At 69.5% G+C, this 18,001-nt stretch carries 16 protein-coding genes; 5 read left to right on the forward strand and 11 right to left on the reverse strand.

The genetic code is table 11. The features are described 5' to 3' along the window. Nucleotides 1-37: 37 nt before the first annotated feature. Entirely contained in the window at nt 38-3,604 is a 3,567-nt protein-coding gene (locus P0W64_RS11895; protein ID WP_275480333.1) for an indolepyruvate ferredoxin oxidoreductase family protein, read from the reverse strand. A 182-nt stretch (nt 3,605-3,786) separates the two neighbouring features. Here P0W64_RS11895 and P0W64_RS11900 point away from each other — a divergent pair, with 182 nt between their 5' ends. Then, nucleotides 3,787-7,020, forward strand: a complete 3,234-nt coding sequence (locus tag P0W64_RS11900; RefSeq protein ID WP_275480334.1) for an arabinosyltransferase domain-containing protein — start codon at nt 3,787-3,789, stop codon at nt 7,018-7,020. 23 nt (nt 7,021-7,043) lie between these two features. Here the strand turns inward: P0W64_RS11900 and P0W64_RS11905 are convergent, their stop codons facing one another. From P0W64_RS11905 to pgsA, 8 genes are all read right to left on the reverse strand, one after another. After that, entirely contained in the window at nt 7,044-7,238 is a 195-nt protein-coding gene (locus tag P0W64_RS11905) for a DUF3046 domain-containing protein (protein WP_275480335.1), read from the reverse strand. 23 nt (nt 7,239-7,261) lie between these two features. Beyond that, nucleotides 7,262-8,425 carry a nucleotide disphospho-sugar-binding domain-containing protein gene (locus P0W64_RS11910; protein ID WP_275480336.1) on the reverse strand — a complete coding sequence of 388 codons (1,164 nt, stop codon included), beginning with the start codon at nt 8,423-8,425 and terminating at the stop codon, nt 7,262-7,264. 31 nt (nt 8,426-8,456) lie between these two features. Beyond that, entirely contained in the window at nt 8,457-8,627 is a 171-nt protein-coding gene (locus P0W64_RS11915) for a hypothetical protein (protein ID WP_275480337.1), read from the reverse strand. Between the two features lie 109 nt (nt 8,628-8,736). Then, complete coding sequence (locus P0W64_RS11920) at nt 8,737-9,609, reverse strand: hypothetical protein (protein WP_275480338.1); 873 nt, start codon at nt 9,607-9,609, stop codon at nt 8,737-8,739. A gap of 5 nt (nt 9,610-9,614) precedes the next feature. Beyond that, entirely contained in the window at nt 9,615-10,433 is an 819-nt protein-coding gene (locus tag P0W64_RS11925) for a PspA/IM30 family protein (protein WP_275480339.1), read from the reverse strand. 124 nt (nt 10,434-10,557) lie between these two features. Then, nucleotides 10,558-10,839 (reverse strand): helix-turn-helix transcriptional regulator, encoded by a 282-nt coding sequence (locus tag P0W64_RS11930; protein WP_275480340.1) that lies wholly within the window; start codon nt 10,837-10,839, stop codon nt 10,558-10,560. A 47-nt stretch (nt 10,840-10,886) separates the two neighbouring features. Continuing rightward, a complete protein-coding gene (locus tag P0W64_RS11935) occupies nt 10,887-11,363 on the reverse strand; it encodes a CinA family protein (RefSeq protein WP_275480341.1) in 477 nt (158 codons plus the stop codon). Further along, nucleotides 11,356-11,937, reverse strand: a complete 582-nt coding sequence (gene pgsA / locus P0W64_RS11940; protein ID WP_275480342.1) for a CDP-diacylglycerol--glycerol-3-phosphate 3-phosphatidyltransferase — start codon at nt 11,935-11,937, stop codon at nt 11,356-11,358. Before pgsA ends, P0W64_RS11935 begins: the two co-directional genes overlap by 8 nt. A gap of 42 nt (nt 11,938-11,979) precedes the next feature. On the opposite strand from pgsA, the gene P0W64_RS11945 reads away from it, so the two are divergent. From P0W64_RS11945 to P0W64_RS11955, 3 genes are read left to right on the forward strand one after another with little or no spacing between them, the layout of a single operon-like run. Continuing rightward, complete coding sequence (locus P0W64_RS11945; RefSeq protein WP_275480343.1) at nt 11,980-12,489, forward strand: amino-acid N-acetyltransferase; 510 nt, start codon at nt 11,980-11,982, stop codon at nt 12,487-12,489. Beyond that, a complete protein-coding gene (locus P0W64_RS11950) occupies nt 12,486-12,773 on the forward strand; it encodes a YciI family protein (protein WP_275480344.1) in 288 nt (95 codons plus the stop codon). Before P0W64_RS11945 ends, P0W64_RS11950 begins: the two co-directional genes overlap by 4 nt. A 19-nt stretch (nt 12,774-12,792) precedes the next feature. Next, a complete protein-coding gene (locus tag P0W64_RS11955) occupies nt 12,793-13,524 on the forward strand; it encodes a putative protein N(5)-glutamine methyltransferase (protein ID WP_275480345.1) in 732 nt (243 codons plus the stop codon). Nucleotides 13,525-13,539: 15 nt separating this feature from the next. Here the strand turns inward: P0W64_RS11955 and P0W64_RS11960 are convergent, their stop codons facing one another. Further along, nucleotides 13,540-14,520: a TerC/Alx family metal homeostasis membrane protein gene (locus tag P0W64_RS11960; RefSeq protein WP_275480346.1), complete on the reverse strand. Its 981-nt coding sequence runs from the start codon at nt 14,518-14,520 to the stop codon at nt 13,540-13,542. 208 nt (nt 14,521-14,728) lie between these two features. Here P0W64_RS11960 and P0W64_RS11965 point away from each other — a divergent pair, with 208 nt between their 5' ends. Further along, nucleotides 14,729-15,247 (forward strand): hypothetical protein, encoded by a 519-nt coding sequence (locus P0W64_RS11965; RefSeq protein WP_275480347.1) that lies wholly within the window; start codon nt 14,729-14,731, stop codon nt 15,245-15,247. Nucleotides 15,248-15,307: 60 nt separating this feature from the next. On the opposite strand, the gene P0W64_RS11970 is transcribed toward P0W64_RS11965, so the two are convergent. Beyond that, nucleotides 15,308-17,956: a DNA translocase FtsK gene (locus P0W64_RS11970; protein ID WP_275480348.1), complete on the reverse strand. Its 2,649-nt coding sequence runs from the start codon at nt 17,954-17,956 to the stop codon at nt 15,308-15,310. Nucleotides 17,957-18,001 lie beyond the last annotated feature (45 nt).

Here is an 18,001-nt window from a genome sequence, read left to right on the forward strand (position 1 = left end):
CTGCTGGGCTGCAGCAGCTCCGGCTGCCGTCTCGCCGTCAGATGGCGAGACGCGTGACCGCGGCCTCGACGGCGTCGCGGTACTTCGCAACGCCCACCATCTTGACGCCCTCGTAGCCGCGGACCATGTCCGGCAGCGCGGCCAACGACACGACCTCGGCCCGCCGCTCGTCGATTCGACCGGCCTGGACCGCGGCGACGATCCGGTCGAGAAGATCCCGATACTCGTCGACGAGCGCACGCTCGGTGCGACGGATCTCGGTGCGGCCGAAGGGATCCAGCCTGGTGCCACGCAGCCGCTTCATCCGCGCCAGCCCCTTCATGCCGGGCGTGACCCACTCGCCGAGCGCCATCTTGTTCTTCATTCCCAACTCACGCAGCGTGGGCGGGTGCAGGCGGATCGCCTTCTTCGCGTCCGCGCCGAACTCGTCCGCGACCTGCCGTGCGAACGCCGCGTCCTGTGTCAGGCGCGCTACCTCGTACTCGTCCTTGTACGCCATCAGCTTGTGCAGGTACTGCGCGACCCCGGCGGTGAGTTCTTCACTGTCCCAGCGGCGCTCCGCAGCGAATACGCGGGCGACGTCCTCGGCGTACCGCCGCGCGTAGGCCTCGCTCTGGTAGGCGACCAACTCGTCGACGCGACGCGCGACCAGGACGGCGAGTTCCTCCGACGCCCCGGCGAGGCGGCCTGCGAGGCCTGTCGCGAACGCCGACGGCGGCGCTGCTACCGGGATGGAGTGCAGCGCGTCGATCGCCACAGTGACGGCCGCAGGGTCCGCGACGGCCTGGCGGCCGCGACGAAACGCCTGCAGGTTCTTGTCCACGGCGACGCCGTTCAGCTCGATCGCCGATTCGATGGATCCGGCAGAGATCGGCAGCGCACCGGTCTGGTAGGCGGCGCCCACCATGAGCATGTTGGCGAACTGCTCGTCGCCGAACAGCGACTGCACCAGCGCGCCCGGGTCGAGGTAGACCGAGCGCAGCGAAGCCCGATCGATCGCGTCGTGGATGCGCGCCGTCTCCGGGTACCCCACGGACGTGTCGATCACCATGGCCCCCGTCGGGATCTTGGTCGTGGACACCACGGACGTCGTCCGCTCGGGAGATGCGACCTTGAGGTTCATGGGGTCGACGCCGACCAGGCCGTCGCACGACAGGTACACGTCGCAGTCGCCGGACGCGACTTTCGCGGCCTGCTCGACGGGTTCGCGCGACACCTTGATGTCTGACACGACGGCGCCGCCCTTCTGCGCGAGACCCGTCATATCGACGGTACGGGCGACGTTGCCGTCGAGGACCGCCGCCGTGGCCAGCACCTGGGAGACGGTGACGACACCCGTACCACCGATACCGGTCACGCGGATCGCGAAGCCGTCCTTCGTACGCCGCACCGCGTCGGGGGCGGCGACATCGTCCGCCGCGATCGCCGGCACCGAGCGCACCACACGCCCCGCACCCGGCGTGACCGTCACGAACGACGGGCAGTCGCCCTTCAAGCACGAGAAATCGAGGTTGCACGAACTCTGGTCGATTCGGGTCTTACGGCCGTACTCCGTCTCGACCGGGTGGACCGACAGGCAGTTGCTCTTCTCACCGCAGTCGCCGCAGCCCTCACACAGGCGCTCGTTGATGACGACGCGCTGATTCGGCGTAGGGAACGCGCCGCGCTTGCGCTTGCGCCGCTTCTCCGCGGCGCAATGCTGATCGTGGATCAGAACGGTGACGCCCTCTATGCCCGCGAGCTCGCGCTGCACGTCGAGGGTGTCCGCGCGGTCGCGGACCTCGACGCCGTGGGGCAGGCCCGACTTGCGGGTGCGCTTCGGGTCGTCGGACGTGACCACGATCTTCTGCACCCGCTCGGCCTGGATGAGGCGCGTGATCTCCGGCAGCGTCATCTGGCCGACCGGGTCCTGCCCGCCCGTCATGGCGACGGTGCCGTTGAACAGCAGCTTGTAGGTGACGTTCTCGCCCGACGCGACAGCCGCGCGCAACGCGAGGCTGCCCGAGTGCATGAACGTGCCGTCGCCGAGGTTCTGGACGAAGTGCTTCTCATCCACGAACGGAGCCATGCCCAGCCACTGCGCGCCCTCGCCGCCCATCTGGGTGATGCCGGTTATGGTGCCGACCTGCTGCGGGTCCATGAGCACGACCATCGCGTGGCATCCGATACCCGCCCCGACGAGGGTGTCCTCGGAGACCTTGGTGGAACTGTTGTGCGGGCAACCCGAGCAGAAGTACGGACTGCGCACTGCCAGCGGAAGCTCGATCCGGGTGCGTACCTTCGCCTTTGCGTCCAGCCACACGCGCGCCGACGCCACGCCGTGGACGCGGGCGAGCCGCGACGCCAGGCCGCGCGACACGGCGTCCACATCGAGTTCGCCGAACCGCGAGAACAGTGTGGAGCCGTCCTCGTTGGCCTTGCCGACGATTCGCGGCGCGTCCGGGCGACGGAAGAGGATGTCACGCATCATCGTCTCGATGAAGTCGCGCTTCTCCTCTACGACGATGACCTCGTCGAGGCCCTGGACGAACTCGCTGAGGATCTCACGCTCGAAGGGGTAGACCATGCCGACCTTGAGGATGCGGATGCCGAGGCGATGCAGGTCCGCGTCTGTGACTCCGATGAGCCGTAGTCCCTCGCGCACGTCGAGGTAGGTCTTGCCGGCGGCCACGATGCCGATGCGGTCGTCGGACGAGCGGACGACGATGCGGTTGAGCCGGTTGATCCGGGCATACTCCATCGCGCGCGGGAGGCGCACGGTGAGCTGGTTCTGCTCGAGCTCCATAAGGTTGGGGCCCAATAACTTTCCGCTCGGCACATGCGGGCTCGTACCAAGGTCGCCGTAAACGGGCAGGATGCGATCCGGGTGGACGTCGGCCGTCGACGCGCCGTCCGCGACATGGGCCGAGATCTTCAGCGAGGTCCACAGCCCCGACACTCGCGACATGATCGCGGCGTGGACGCCGAGGTCGAGGATGTCCTGCGAGTCGGCCGGGTAGAGGATCGGCATGTAGAGATCGGCCAGCGCCATCTCCGATGCACACGGTACGGACGAGCTCTTGGCCCCCGGGTCGTCGCCGACGAGCGCGACGGCACCGCCGCGGGGGTGCGTGCCGATGATGTTGGCGTGACGCAGGGCGTCCGTCGCGCGGTCGAGCCCCGGTGCCTTGCCGTACCAGTAGCCGACGACGCCGTCGCGCCCCGCACCGAGGTGGGCGACCTGGGCGGCGACCTGCGAACCCATCACAGACGTCGCGGCGAGCTCCTCGTTGAGGCCGGGCCGGTGGACGATGTCGAAGTCCGACAGATATTTCATGCGCCGTGCGATCTCGAGGTCGTACCCGGCGAGGGGGCTGCCCTCATAGCCCGAGATCAGGGAGGCGGTGGCGAGGTTCTGGCGGCGATCGAGGCGGGCGCGGTCGCGGACCATGCGCACCAGGGCCTGGATGCCTGTGAGATAGACCGTGCCCTGTTCGCGGGTGTAGCGGTCGTCCAGAGAGAAAGACTCGACGGCGGAGGACTGTCCGCCTCGGGGATCGAGATCGTGCTTGCCCGAGTGCCGGATCCCGGTCACGTCGAACGGCGAATCGGAGTCAAGGGTCACGGAAACCACCTGGCTTTCTCGTCGTGTCACCGGCCCAGGGGTGGCGGGCGGAGACTTCAGTTATGTCGGTGGTCACAGCATAGCTCCTCGGTGACGGCGCCCACATGCGACGGGACGACGTCGTGTCGTAGACCGCCGTGTCCTCGGCGTGGTTGCCGGCGCCGGTCGTTACCCTGCTCGACATGAGCAGCAGCGCGGCCCCGCCCCGGGGCGGGATAGCACGGATCGTCGCGGTCGTCGCCGGGCTGGCGGGGCTGATCCTCGCCGTGCTCACACCGTTGCTACCCGTCACGCAGACGACGGTGGCGTTCGACTGGCCGCAGGGCGGGACATTCGCGCCCGTCGGCTCGCCGCTCGTCCAGTATCGGCCTCTGGACATCGAGGCGACGGTGCCGTGCTCCGTGCTCGCGTCGGCACCCCCGGGTCGTGAGACGGTCGTGTTGTCCACAGCCCCGGCGGCGGCCGGAGACACCGCGCGGACGTCGGGCCTGTTCGTCACGGTAGACGCGCAGGCAGCCACAGTGCGCACCCGCGGAGACCTCGTCGCCTCCATCCCGCGCGACGAGCTCACGCGGTGCGGCGAGCTGAAGCTCTCCGCAACGGCCGACAGGGTGACCGCGTCGTTCTCAGGGATCGACGACGGGTCCGGCACCCTCGCCGGAGGCAAGGACCACCGGCCGCAGCTCGTCGGTCTGTTCTCCGACCTGGCGACCGGCGGAACCGCGCCCGCCGGGCTGCACGCGCACGTGGCGGTCGACTCCCGGTACTCGACGACACCGTCCCTGCTGAAAGGCCTGGCGATGATCGTCGGCGTGCTGACGGCAATCGCCTCGATCGTGGCTCTCGCAGTCCTCGATCGAAGGGACGGTCGGCGGGCGCGCCGGATGATCCCGGCGCACTGGCTGCGTGTAGACCTCAAGGACACGGTCGTCGTCGGTGCCCTGTTGATCTGGCACATCGTCGGCGCGCCCACGTCGGACGACGGCTACATCCTCGGGATGGCGAAGGCCGCCCTGCACTCCGGCTACATGCCGGAGGTGTTCCGCTATTACGACGCGCCGTACGCCCCGTTCGGCATGCCCTATTACCTGATCTCCTGGATGGCGGAGCTCTCGCTGTCCAGCCCGTGGCTGCGGCTGCCCACACTGCTCGCCGCGATCGCCACCTGGCTCCTCCTGTCACGCGAGGTGATCCCACGTCTCGGGCTCGCGAAGCGGAGATCACCCGCTGCGTACCATCGCGCGTTATGGGCAGCGGCCGCCGTCTTCCTCGTCTTCTGGCTCACCTACAACCCTGGCCTACGCCCCGAGCCCATCGTCGCGTTCGGCACGGTGCTCACGTGGTGCTGCGTCGAGCGATCGATCGCCACGCGTCGGCTCGCGCCGGCGGCCGTCGGACTGGTGGTAGCAGGGCTCACCCTCTCGGCGGCGCCCACTGGCAGTTTCGCGTTCGCCGTCTTCGTGGTCGCGGCGAGGCCGCTGTGGACGGTGCTGGTAGCGCGCGTGCGGGCGGTCTCGGGCGCGACGCGCGGGTCGCGGATGTTCGGCTACACAGCCGAACTCGCACCGCTACTCGCCGCGGCCTGCGCGGTGCTCTTCCTCATCTTCGGAGACCACTCACTGCGCGAGATGCTCGAGTCGACGCACCTGCTGTCACAGGTCGGCCCGTCCGAGCCGTGGTTCAAGGAGATCCAGCGGTACGACGCACTGTTGCAGGCGAATCCGAACGGCTCGATCGCGCGCCGGTTCTCGATGTTCGCGATGTTCGCGTGCACGCTCGCAGTCATCGTCGTCCTGGTCCGTAAGCGACGCATCCCCGGCATCGCGGCCGGACCCGCAAGGCGCGTCGTGGCGGTCATCGTGGTCTCGCTGCTGCTGATGATGTTCAACCCCACCAAGTGGACCCACCACTTCGGCGCGTTCGCGGGCTTCGCGGCGATGGCCGCGGCCATCGCGGTCGTCGCGGTGGGCCCCCAGGTGATCCGGACGGCCCGCTATCGCGTGGCATTCCTTGCGGCGCTCTTCGCGGTGCTCGCGCTGTGCTTCGAATCCACCAACGGTTGGTTCTACCCCGGCAACTACGGGATCCCGTGGGGCGGCGTGGCTCCGGTCGTGGCCGGGATCTCGCTCGGCTCGCTGTTCGCCCTCCTGGCTCTTCTCTGCACCGTGTGGGCAGTGGTGCTGCTCGTACGCGGCGACGCGGGCCGGGCGCTGCCGGAGCGCGTCGACCGCGTCACGGACCGCGTCCTCTCCTGGCCGCTCGCCGCGCCGCTCACACTCGCGACCGTGCTGGTGGTGGCACTGATCGGGGCATCCAACACCGTGTCGATCCTGAATCAGTACCCGGCGTACTCGTACGGGCTGCAGAACCTGCGCTCTCTCGCTGGGCACAGCTGCGGACAGGCGGACGGTGTGCTCACCGAGCCCGACGCGAACGCCGGGATGCTGACGCCCGCATCCGGGCCCGCCGCGACGGCCCTCGCGGCAGCGCAGAACGAGAACTTCACTCCCGACGGCCTCGCCTCGGATCTCACGGCGACGAAATCCGACGCAGCGGACGTCGTGCAGACCGGTGACGCGTCACGTACCGCCGCGAACACCGGCGGCACGGGCGGCGGCGTTGAGACGTCGGCGGGTGTCAACGGCAGCCACGCGGCACTGCCCTTCGGACTGGATCCCGCGCGGACGCCGGTCCTCGGCAGCCAGCAGAGCGGCGTCCAGCACATCGCGAGGGCGGTGTCGGGCTGGTACCGGCTGCCCGCGGCCGGCCTCGGGGGCGCTCCGCTGCTCGTCGTCAGCGCGGCCGGACGCTTCGACTCCGGCGGGCTCACGGTCGAGTTCGGCACCACCGATGGGACGGGGTTCCGCCCCATCGGGTCCGCGACGCCGCTCGACATCGGGCCCGCGCCCGCGTGGCGGAACCTGCGTGTGCCGCGCTCGATGGTGCCCGCGAAGGCCACCGCAGTGCGGATCCGGGCGACGGTGACCGATCCGTCGGACCGCAACTGGATCGCGTACACGCCGCCACGCGTACCGCACCTGGAGACCCTGCAGAAGCTGGTCGGAAACGATCCGGTGCTGGTCGACTGGGGCGCCGCCATAGCGTTCCCGTGCCAGCGGCAGTGGCGGGAGTTCGGCGGTATCGCCGAGCAGCCGTCGTGGCGTATCCAGCCGGAACGCGATCTCGCGGTCGCCGCGACCACCACCTGGGAGGGCGGTAGCGCGGGCGGACCGCTGGGCTGGGCGCTCATGTTGGCACAGCCCCAGACGGTCGCGACCTACCTCGACGGCGACTGGGCCCGCGAGTGGGGCGCGCTCGAGCGATACGTCCCCTACGTGCGGACGCAGCCGGCCCAGGTGTCCTTCGGCACCGCGACCCGATCGGGTCTGTGGTCTCCCGGGCCGATCACGCACTGACCGCGGCCGAGAGCCGGGCCCCGCTACCAGCGTTCGCGTGGCACGTCGAACTCGCGGCAGAGCGCGCGCCACACGTCCTTCGGGTCGACGCCGGCCTCGATGGCGGCGTCGCCCGTGACGCCGTCCAACTCGCCCAGCCGGTGATCGCGCATCAGGGCGTCGGCGCGCCCAGCGCCGAACTCGGTGTGCAGAAGCTCTCGGAACTCGGTCAGACGCACGCCGCACAGGCTACCGACGGCGGTCAGGTGCCGCGCACCACCGTCCGACAGACGGCGACGGGGTCGGCGACGCGGCCGGCCGTCGCGGCGGCCTTCTCCGCGGCGCGCCGATGCGCGGGATCCGTGAGCACCTCCCGAACGGCCGCCCGCAACGATTCCGCGGTCGCGGGACGGACGCAGACGCCGCTCCCCTGCCGCACCACGCGGTTGGCGAGCTCCCACTGGTCGCCGCCGCCCGGTACGGTCACGACCGGCCGCCCCGCCGTGAGCGCCTTGGTGAGCATGCCGTGCCCGCCGCCGCAGACGACCGCGTCCGCTCGCGCCACGAGATGATCCTGCCTGCCGAATCCGCTTGTGAGCCAGTCGCCCTCGAGGGAGGGCGGGGTGAGGGACGAGACGGCGACGCGGACGCGCTGCCCGAACACCCCGGGTGCCAGCGCTTCCGCGGCGAGCTCCGCGAGACCGGCAGTGCCGGTCGCGGCGGTCGACGGCGCGACCATGACGAGCGGGCCGTCTCCCCGCGGCACGGCGATCTCGGCGTCGGTGGGTTCGAGCGTGAGAGGGCCTACGAGGTGGCAGCGTCTCGGCCAGTCCGGGCGCGGCACTTCGAGAGCGGGGATGGTTGCGATCATGCGCGCGTCGGGACCGGGCTCACGCGGCGGCAGGCCGACGACGCTACGGGCGCGCTCCCGCTGTCGCGCGCCCACCCGGATGTCGCGGGCGGTGAAAGCCCTGAGAATCCCATCGCGCAGCCGGCCCCGGAGGTTGACGCCGGGGGCCAGGCCCGACCCTATAGGCGGGAGGCCGCGCGAAGGCCGGTAGAGAGGGTGCGGGGAGAGCTCTATCCAGGGGGCGCCGACCAGCTCGGCGGCCATGCCGCCCCCAGGGGTCAGGATGTCCGCGACCACCAGGTCCGGCGCGAGCTCCGTGATGAGCGGAACCAGGCGCGCAGCGATGTGCGCGGCGCGTGCGTGGATCTTCAGACCGGCGTCTGCATCGTCGTCCCCCGGGCGGGGCGCGAGACCGGGCAACTCACGGGTATCGATCCCGCGTTCCCTCCCCGTGGCCACCCACCGCCCGCCGGTGAACACCGTCGGGTGCGCACCGGCTGCGACGAGGGCCGTGGCGAGCGCGAGGGCGGGTAACGCGTGCCCGGCCTCCGAACCGGCGACTAGGGCTACCCGCACGGGCCCTCCTATCGGCCGGCGGGTGTGCCGGCTAGACGGACGTCTTGGACTTGTCCGCCGAGGAGAACCAACGGACCACCGAGACGATACCGACCACGATCAGCCCCAGAACGAGGAGCGGGATCAGGTGGTGGATGATCGCGCCGAGAATCATGAGGGCAAGCCAGATGACGACGATCGCTGCGAGGATCTTCCAGAACATTTCGTGTGTACCTTTCGCTGGAGTGACGAGTCCATCGTGCACGCGCTCGGACCGAGAAGTCACGTCCTCACCTGGGGTTTCAGGGAAAGATCAGGGGATCCCCCGAGCCTCACCAGACCCGCGGATCGGGGACGGCCGGAAGCGCGGCGATTCCCTCCGCCCAAGCCTGCAAACGCTCGGCGCTGTCCCGCAGCCGCGGTGTGGCGCGTCCCAGCTCGTCGTAACCCGCACCCGGGCGCGCGATCGCAGAGCCGTGCGCGGCGGCGACCGTGGCGGCAGCGGAGCGGACCATGTCCTGATAGGCGGCGACGCCCTCGTCGAGGCGACTCAGTCCGTCATCGACGCAGCGACGCAACACGGGGTCGCGCGAGCGCCCGGTGACGGCCTCGAGGTCCTGCAGTTGCTGGGCATAGCCCACGATCGCAGCGGCGGACTCGTCGGCGTCGTCATCGAGTTCGGTCACCACCGCCGGCGGCAGCGCGTGCGCCCGGGCAAGGACCGCGACGAGCGCCAGGAACTCCTGTTCGGCGTCGACGAGGCGCTTGATCCGCCCATACGTGGCGGACGTCGGGCGCGGCAACTGCCGACGAGCGTAACCACGGGGTGGGACCGGCTTGCGGCGCAGCTCACGCAGTCTGCGGCCGGCGACGACAGCGGGGACCACGAGCACGGCGGTGACGCCGGTGAATCCCAGCCCGACCTCGGGGGCGGCCGCCACGAAGCCGGCGGCGGACACGGCTGCGGTGGTGCCGGCGGACGACACCCAGCCGACTGTGTTCCGCCGGGCGCCCTCGAGGGAGCGCAGGTGCACAGCCTTCGGATCCCGGCGTCGAGCCTGCTTGTCGCGCGCGTCATCGAGCTTGCGATTGGCGGCTTCCACAGCCGAGGCGGCGCTCTCCATGGCGCGGCCCGCGACCTGTGCAGCTGAGGCCGCGACCGCGGACATCGTCTCGCGGTGGCGGCCCCATTCGCCGTGCATCATCGGTCCTAGCCGTTGGCGTTCGGCTGACCGGGGTTGGGCTTCGCGACGTCGACGTTCGGAGTTCCAGTTGCGGGAGCCGACTGGCCGCTGGTGATCTCACCGCCGGCACGCATCGACGCACGGATCTGCTCGAGGCGCGAATGGCCCGCCATCTGCACCGACGCCTGCTGCACCTCGGCCATGCGGCCCTGCACGGAGTTCTGCGCCAGCTCGGTGGAACCGAGTGCGTTCGCATAGCGACGCTCGATCTTGTCGCGCACCTCGTCGAGATTGGGGGTGTTCCCCGGGGCGGACAGCTCGCCCATCTGGTTCAGCGACGCCGAGACCTGCTCCTGCATCTTGGCCTGTTCGAGCTGGCTCAGCAGCTTGGTGCGCTCGGCGAGCTTCTGCTGCAGCTGCATGGCGTTCTGCTCGACGGCGCGCTTGGCCTGCGCCGCGGCCTGAAGGGACTGGTCGTGCAGCCCCTTCATGTCCTCGACGTTCTGCTCGGCCGTGACCAGCTGGGCGGCGAACGCCTCCGCGGCGTTCGTGTACTCGGTCGCCTTCGCGGTGTCACCCGCGGCGGTGGCCTGGTCCGCGAGCTGCACGGCCTGCCGGGTGTTCGCAGAAAGCTTCTCGACCTCGGCGAGCTGCCGGTTGAGCTTCATCTCCAGCTGCCGCTGGTTGCCGATCACGGCTGCGGCCTGCTGCGAGAGGGCCTGATGCTGCCGCTGCGCGTCCTCGATCGCCTGCTGGATCTGCACCTTGGGATCCGCGTTCTCGTCGATCTTGGCGTTGAACAGCGCCATCAGGTACTTCCATCCCTTGACGAATGGATTGGCCATGGACTACTCCCACCTTCTCGTGAACGGCCCGCGCGTGCCGGGCCGACGTGCTGGTCACCAATCTATCGGGTCCGGCGCCCCGGTCCCAGGGTGTATCCACTCGCGGGACCGGCACCCCTAGGGGTCAGGCCGCCGCGAACGCCGGCGGCGCCGGGATGACCACCTTGGGGATGGGCCCACGCATGGACGAACTCGCCTGGGCCACCACCTCGGCGACCTCCACATCGAGTGCGCCGCATATGGCCGCCAGCAGTTCGCTGGATGCTTCCTTCTGGCCGCGCTCGACCTCGGACAGGTATCCGAGGCTCACCTGCGCCGTCGACGAGACGTCGCGCAGGGTCCGGCTCTGCCCGACCCGGGTCCTGCGCAGGCTCTCGCCGATCGCCTGGCGTAGCAGTACTGCCACTGCCCTACCTCCTCACGGGACTACTCGTGGGTCGCGTGGCCCACGGTTCAAGATGTGAAACGTCGTACGGCGCGCAGAAGTTCCCCGAGTGCGCCGTCGACCGCGCCGCGCCGGATCCGCGCACGGTCACCGTCGAGGGTCCAGCGGGCCACATGCACACCTCCGGGACCCGCCACCCCGCAGTAGACGGTGCCGACCGCGACTCCATCCTGCTCGGCCGGGCCGGCGACGCCGGTGAGCGAAACACCCCAGTCGGCGCCACACCGGCTGCGGGCGCCTTCCGCGAGGGCCAGCGCCGTGTCCGGATGCACAGGCCCGCACCGCGCCAACAGCTCCTCGGGTACCCCGGCGAGGCTCGCCTTGAGGTCGGTCGCGTAGGTGATCAGTCCCCCGCGCAGAGCGGTCGACGCACCCGGTACGTCCGCGATCGTCGCAGCCAGCAGGCCTGCCGTGAGCGATTCGGCCGTCGCGACCGTCTGGCCCCGATCGCGCAGCTCCGCGACCACTTGCGCCGGATCAGGCACGCTCGCCCCTACGTAGGCTCAGCACGTAGTCGACTCCAGTGAGCACCGTGATCACCAGTGCGGCGCCCATGACGACGGAACGCGGCCAGTCGCAGATCGCGGGGAGCGGCATCACGTAGAGCCCGATGGCGATGCCCTGGAGCAGCGTCTTGAGCTTGCCGCCCCGGCTCGCCGGGATCACCCCCTCCGCGATCACGACGACCCGCATCAGCGTGATGCCTATCTCCCGCACCAGGATCACGACCGTGACCCACCACCACAGGTCGCCCAGCACGGAGAGCCCGATCAACGCAGCGCCCGTGAGCGCCTTGTCCGCGATGGGATCCATCAGCTTGCCGAACTCTGTGATCATGCCGTAGCGGCGTGCGATCTGTCCGTCGACCCGGTCCGTCAGCATCGCCACTGCGAAAACCGCGAAAGCGATCCAGCGCCATGCGGTGTCGTGCCCCCCGGCTGCGAACAGCGCAGCGAGGAACACGGGGACCATGACGATCCGGAGGACGGTCAAGGCGTTCGCCACGTTCAGGACCGGCACGTGCGTAGCGCCTGGGCGCACGTCGTCCGATGAACTCACGCCGGTAAGCCTAATGGTTCTGCGGAGTACTACTGTTTGCGCATGACCTCCCCCGATGCGGTGCGGCGCGCGCGCACCTCCGACGTCCCCGCGATCAAGCGGCTGATCGACGTCTACGCGGGGAAGATCCTGCTGGAGAAGAATCTGGTGAACCTGTACGAGGCCGTACAGGAGTTCTGGGTCGCCGAGTTGGACGGCGACGTGGTGGGCTGCGGTGCGCTGCACGTGATGTGGGCGGACCTCGGTGAGATCCGCACCGTCGCCGTCGATCCCGCCGTCGCCGGCCGCGGCGTCGGACACGCGATCGTCTCGCGGCTGCTCGGCGAGGCGCGGTGGCTGGAACTGAGCCGCGTATTCGTGCTGACCTTCGAAACCCACTTCTTCGCGCGGCACGGTTTCGTCGAGATCGACGGCACACCCGTCACCCACGAGGTCTATGAGGAGATGTGCCGCTCCTTCGACGAGGGCGTCGCCGAGTTCCTGGACCTGTCCTACGTCAAGCCGAACACCCTCGGCAACACCCGCATGCTCGTCACATTGGAGGAACAGTGATCTTCGCCGTGCACTACACCTACACCGCCGATCAGGCCGCTATCCGCGATGAGCACCGCCCCGCGCACCGCGAATGGCTGCGCGCCGGTGTGGATCGTGGCGACGTCCTGAGCTCAGGCGCATACCCCGACGGTACGGGCGCGTTGATCATCATCCGCGCAGGCGACCAGCGGGCCGCCGAGACGTTCATGACGGACGACCCGTTCGCTGCCGTCGGCGCGCTCGCGGGCGTGCGCATCGTGCACTGGACGCCGGTCATGGGCGCGTTCAGCGAGCTGGACTAGCGGACGCAACGCTGGGCGCATGGATCAGGTCGTCGACGCACTGCGTGCGGCCGGGTGTGTGTTCGCGGAGGACGAGGCCTCGCTGCTGCGCCAGGCGGGAACCGGCCCCGAACTGGACGCGATGATCGCGCGCCGGGTAGCGGGCGAGCCGCTCGAGACCATCCTCGGATGGGTGGAGTTCTGCGGCCGCCGGCTCTCGGTGGCTCCGGGGGTGTTCGTGCCCCGACGACGAACGGAGCTGCTCGCGGAGCTCGCTCGCGCGGCCGCGTCGCACACCGCAGTCGAATTGTGCTGCGGCGCAGCGCCTATAGCATCGATGCTGGCTGCGAGGCGGCTGTTCGCCGTCGACATCGATCCTGCTGCCGCAGTCTGCGCCGAGCGGAACGCCCCGGCGGCGATCGTCCTCGTCGGCGACCTCTACGCCCCGCTCCCGCGGGAACTGCGCGGCACCACCGACCTGATCGCGGCGAACGCGCCGTACGTACCCACCGACGCGATCGCCCTCATGCCGCCCGAGGCACGGGACCACGAGCCACTACACACCCTCGACGGCGGAACCGACGGGCTCGACCTGCACCGCCGCATCGTCGCCGAGGCGCCGGAGTGGCTCTGCCCAGGCGGCACGCTGCTGATCGAGACCAGCGAGCTCCAGGCCGACGAGACGGCTGCGGCGATGCGGTCGGCGGGCTTGACCGCACGGATCGAATGCGATGTCGGTCGGTCGGCGACCGTTGCGGTCGGGGTCCGCTAGTCGCCGGTCTCCGGATCAGGCGCTACCGGCGGCGCGCGATTTCACCAGCGACAGCACCGTGGTCACGACCAGCACCACGACGATCACGGTGAGGGAGACGCCCGTGGAGATATCGGGGACCGCCACATGGTGGCCTCCGTTGATGAAGGGCAGCGTGTTCTCGTGCAGGGCGTGCAGAACCAGCTTCACCCCGATGAAACCGAGGATGATCGACAACCCATAGGACAGGTAGACCAACCGATCGAGCAGGCCGCCGATCAGGAAGTACAGCTGGCGCAGGCCCATGAGCGCGAACGCGTTGGTCATGAAGACGATGTAGGCCTCGGAGGTCAGGCCGTAGATCGCGGGGATGGAGTCCAGCGCGAACAGGACATCGGTGAACCCGATGACGACGAGCGCGAGCAGCAGCGGCGTCACGACGCGCCGCCCGTCCACGCGGGCGATGAGACGGTCGCCGTGGTACTCGTCCGTCGTCGGCAGGATCTTCTTCACGAAGGCCGCGACGCGCGACTCGCGCTCCTCCTCGGCCTCCTCGGCGTGACCGGACTCGCGTACCAGCTTCACAGCGGTGTACAGCAGGAACAGGCCGAACAGGTAGAACACCCAGCTCCATGCCGAGATCGCCGCGGCACCCACCGCTATGAACGCGCCGCGCATCACCAGGGCGAGGACGATGCCGATGAGCAGCACCTTCTGCTGATAGATCCGGGGCACCGCGAACTTCGCCATGATGATGACGAACACGAAGAGGTTGTCGACCGACAGGGCCTTCTCGGTGACGAAACCGGCGAAGAACTCGCCGCCGTATCGGGGCCCCGAGATCCACATGACGCCGAGGCCGAACACCACCGCAAGCCCGATGTAGACGGCCGACCAGAACGCCGACTCCTTGAACGTGGGCTCGTGCGGTTTGCGCACGTGGCTGAAGAAGTCGAAGACGAACAGGCCAAGAACGACCAGGATCGAGGCCACCCACACGGTGGTAGAGACATGCATTCGATACACCTCCGGTTCAGATTCCGGAGGTCTCTCCCCACCGACGATGCGGTTGAACGGAGCCGGGCGGGTATCGACCCACCGTGATGACGGCCACCGCTCCGAGCGGGATACTCCCCTCACGAGTGCACCGCAACCTTACCAGAGCCTCGAGATCCGCTGTTACGGTCGAGTGGTTCGTTACGCAGATCACAGGAGGCATTTCCCGATGCGTCGATCCCTCGCCTACGCCGTGCTCGCTGCCGCTCTCGCGGTCGGCGCCACGGCGTGCTCGAACTCCGACTCGACACCGACGTCGTCCGACTCGTCCGTCAGCAGCACGACGTCGGCCACCGCCAGCGCCTCGGCCGGCGGCACCAGTGGTGGTGGCGGAACCGCCGTCCCGGCGCCTGGAGGCAGCGATGCCGGCGGCGGTAGCGGTAGCAGCGGGGACGCGAGCGGCGGCAACGCAGGCGGCGGTACCCCGGGTGGCGGTAACGCAGGCGGCGGTGACGCCGGCACCGCGGAACCGACCGAGACTTCCGCTACCCCTACCGAGTCGGACGCACCGACCGCGAGTGAGACCCAGCCCGGAACCAGCGAAGGCAACGGCCATGGCGGGGGCGGTCACGACGGCGGCGGCCAGGGTGGGGGCGGTCATGCCGGCGGCGGCCACGGTGGCGGCGGCACCGGCGGTCATGGCGGAGGCGGTCAGCCGACCACGACCGCACCCCACGGAGGCAACTGACAGACGTGCAACGGGGGCGCGACAGTGATCGATCACCGGCGCGCCCCTTTGCTCTTGCGATCAGAAGTCCGGCTCGTCCTCCGGCTCGACATCGGGCTCGCCCCCGCCGCGCAGGACGGCCATGAGACCGGCGAGCTCGTCGGGCTTCACCAGGACGTCGCGTGCCTTCGACCCCTCCGAGGGCCCGACGATGTCGCGGGTCTCCATGAGGTCCATCAGGCGCCCCGCCTTGGCGAACCCGACCCGCAGCTTGCGCTGCAACATCGAGGTGGACCCGAACTGCGAGGACACGACCAGCTCGACCGCCTGCAGGAACACGTCGAGATCGTCGCCGATGTCGGGATCGACGTCCTTCTTCTCGACCTTCGACGCCGTGACGCCGTCGGTGTAGTCGGGCTCGGCCTGCTCCTTGACGAAGTCGACGATCCCGTGGATCTCCTCGTCGGTGATGAACGCACCCTGCATGCGGATCGGCTTGCCACCCATCGGCAGGTACAGGCCGTCGCCCATGCCGATCAGCTTCTCCGCCCCGGGCTGGTCCAGGATGACGCGCGAGTCCGTCAAAGACGACGTCGCGAACGCCAGCCGCGACGGCACGTTCGTCTTGATCAGGCCCGTAACCACATCGACGGACGGCCGCTGCGTCGCGAGCACCAGGTGGATGCCCGCCGCACGCGCCTTCTGGGTGATGCGGACGATCGCCTCCTCGACGTCGCGTGGCGCGGTCATCATCAGGTCCGCGAGCTCGTCTACGACGGCCAGAATGTACGGGTAGGGGCGGTACTCCCGCTCCGAGCCGAGCGGCGTGGTGATCTCGCCCGAACGCACCTTCTTGTTGAAGTCGTCGATGTGCCGCACCCGCGACGCCTGCATGTCCTTGTACCGCTGCTCCATCTCCTCGACCAACCAGGCGAGCGCGGCTGCCGCCTTCTTGGGGTCCGTGATGATGGGCGTGATGAGGTGCGGGATCCCCTCATACGGCGTGAGCTCGACCATCTTGGGGTCGACCAGGATCATGCGCACCTCGTCGGGTGTGGCCCGCGCGAGCAGCGAAACCAGCATCGAGTTGACGAAACTGGACTTGCCCGAGCCGGTCGACCCTGCGACCAGCAGGTGCGGCATCTTGGCGAGGTTCGCCGACAGCATGTCGCCGTCGATGTCCTTGCCCAGGCCGATCACAAGCGGATGCGCATCCTTGCGAGTGCTCTTGGCGGACAGCACGTCCGCGAGGCGCACCATCTCACGGTCGGTGTTCGGCACCTCGATGCCCACAGCCGACTTGCCGGGAATCGGCGCGAGCAGGCGTACGTTGTCCGTCGCCACCGCGTACGCGATGTTGCGGTGCAGCTGGGTGATCTTCTCGACCTTCACGCCGGGACCGAGCTCCACCTCGTAACGCGTGACCGTAGGGCCGCGCGTGTAGCCGGTGACGGCGGCGTCGATCTTGAACTGCTCCATCACACCCGTGATGGATTCGATCATCGCATCGTTCGCCGAGGTCCCGGCCTTGGCCGGCTCGCCCTCGATGAGCAGGTCGGCGGGCGGTAGCTGGTAGTCGCCCTCGATGGTGCGCGCGACGGTGAAGTCTGCGGCCTTCGGTGCGGGCGGAGGCGTGTTGTCCTTCACCACGGGAGCCGGGCGACGACGGGGCGGCGGCGGAAGCTCCGGCTCGGCGGCGATCGGCTTCGTGGCCGTGTCGGTCACGTCGGCCTCAGGCGTGATCTCCTCGGTCGGCGTGTCGTCTGCGGCGGGCCTACGGCGACGCGAACGCTTGGGCTCGGCCGGGGGCTCGTCGGGCGGGTAGCTCTCGTAGGGCGTGAGCGGGCGCTGGTCGCCGTCGTAGAGGTACGGATCCTCGGCCTCGGCCTGCTCGTCGTCGTAGTACTCGTCGTAGTCGTCGTATTGCGCATCCAGGTCGACGCCGAAGTAGAACTTGGCGCGGTCGATCAGCTCTCGCACCGTCAGGCCACTGAACAGTAGTGCCCCGAAGAGGATCACCAGCACGAGCAGGGGCACCGAGATCCAGACGGTGAAACCGTCCGTCAGCGGCCCGCCCACGACGTAGCCGAGGTAGCCGCCCGCGTGTTCGCGCCCGGCGAGCGCACGCGGGCGTCCGGACAGGATGTGCAGCAACCCGAGGAACGGCAGGATCATCAGTGCCGAACCGACGCGGTGCCGTACCCGGCTCTCCGGATTGTCCGGGTAGCGCATCAGGACCACGCCGACGACGATGCAGAGGACCGGGACGACCACCGCGAACCAACCCACGAGCGCACGCACCGCGGTCGAGAAGAAGCCGCCGATCGGCCCGCCCGCATCGAAGTAGACCGCCGCGGCCAGGACCAGCGCGACCGCATACAGGGCCAGCGCGATGCCATCGCGCGAGTGGCGGCTGCTCCGTCGACGGTCCGCCGGGATGTCCTCCGTCTGGTGCCCCCGGCCACCGCGTACCACTCCCCCGATGCCGCGAGCCACCAGTCCCCAGGTGGCGCCTACGCCCCGACCGACGCCGCGGCCCAGGCCGTGCTTCTGCTTCTTTCCCCTGGCAGGAGCCTTGCGCTGAGGGGGGCGCGAGGCGCCACGCGTCGGTGCGGGTCGCCCGGAACGGCCGCCGGCGGCACGGGATCCCGACGCGCGCGACCCCGACGGGCGTGAACCCGAGGAGCGCGCAGACGTCGAGCGCGTGCGCGTGGTCTTCGTGGGTGCCATGGCCCCCACCTTATCGGCTCAGTCCCACCTGTCTCAATCGCCACA

Source organism: Tsukamurella sp. 8F, assembly GCF_029167375.1.
GTDB lineage: Bacteria > Actinomycetota > Actinomycetes > Mycobacteriales > Mycobacteriaceae > Tsukamurella.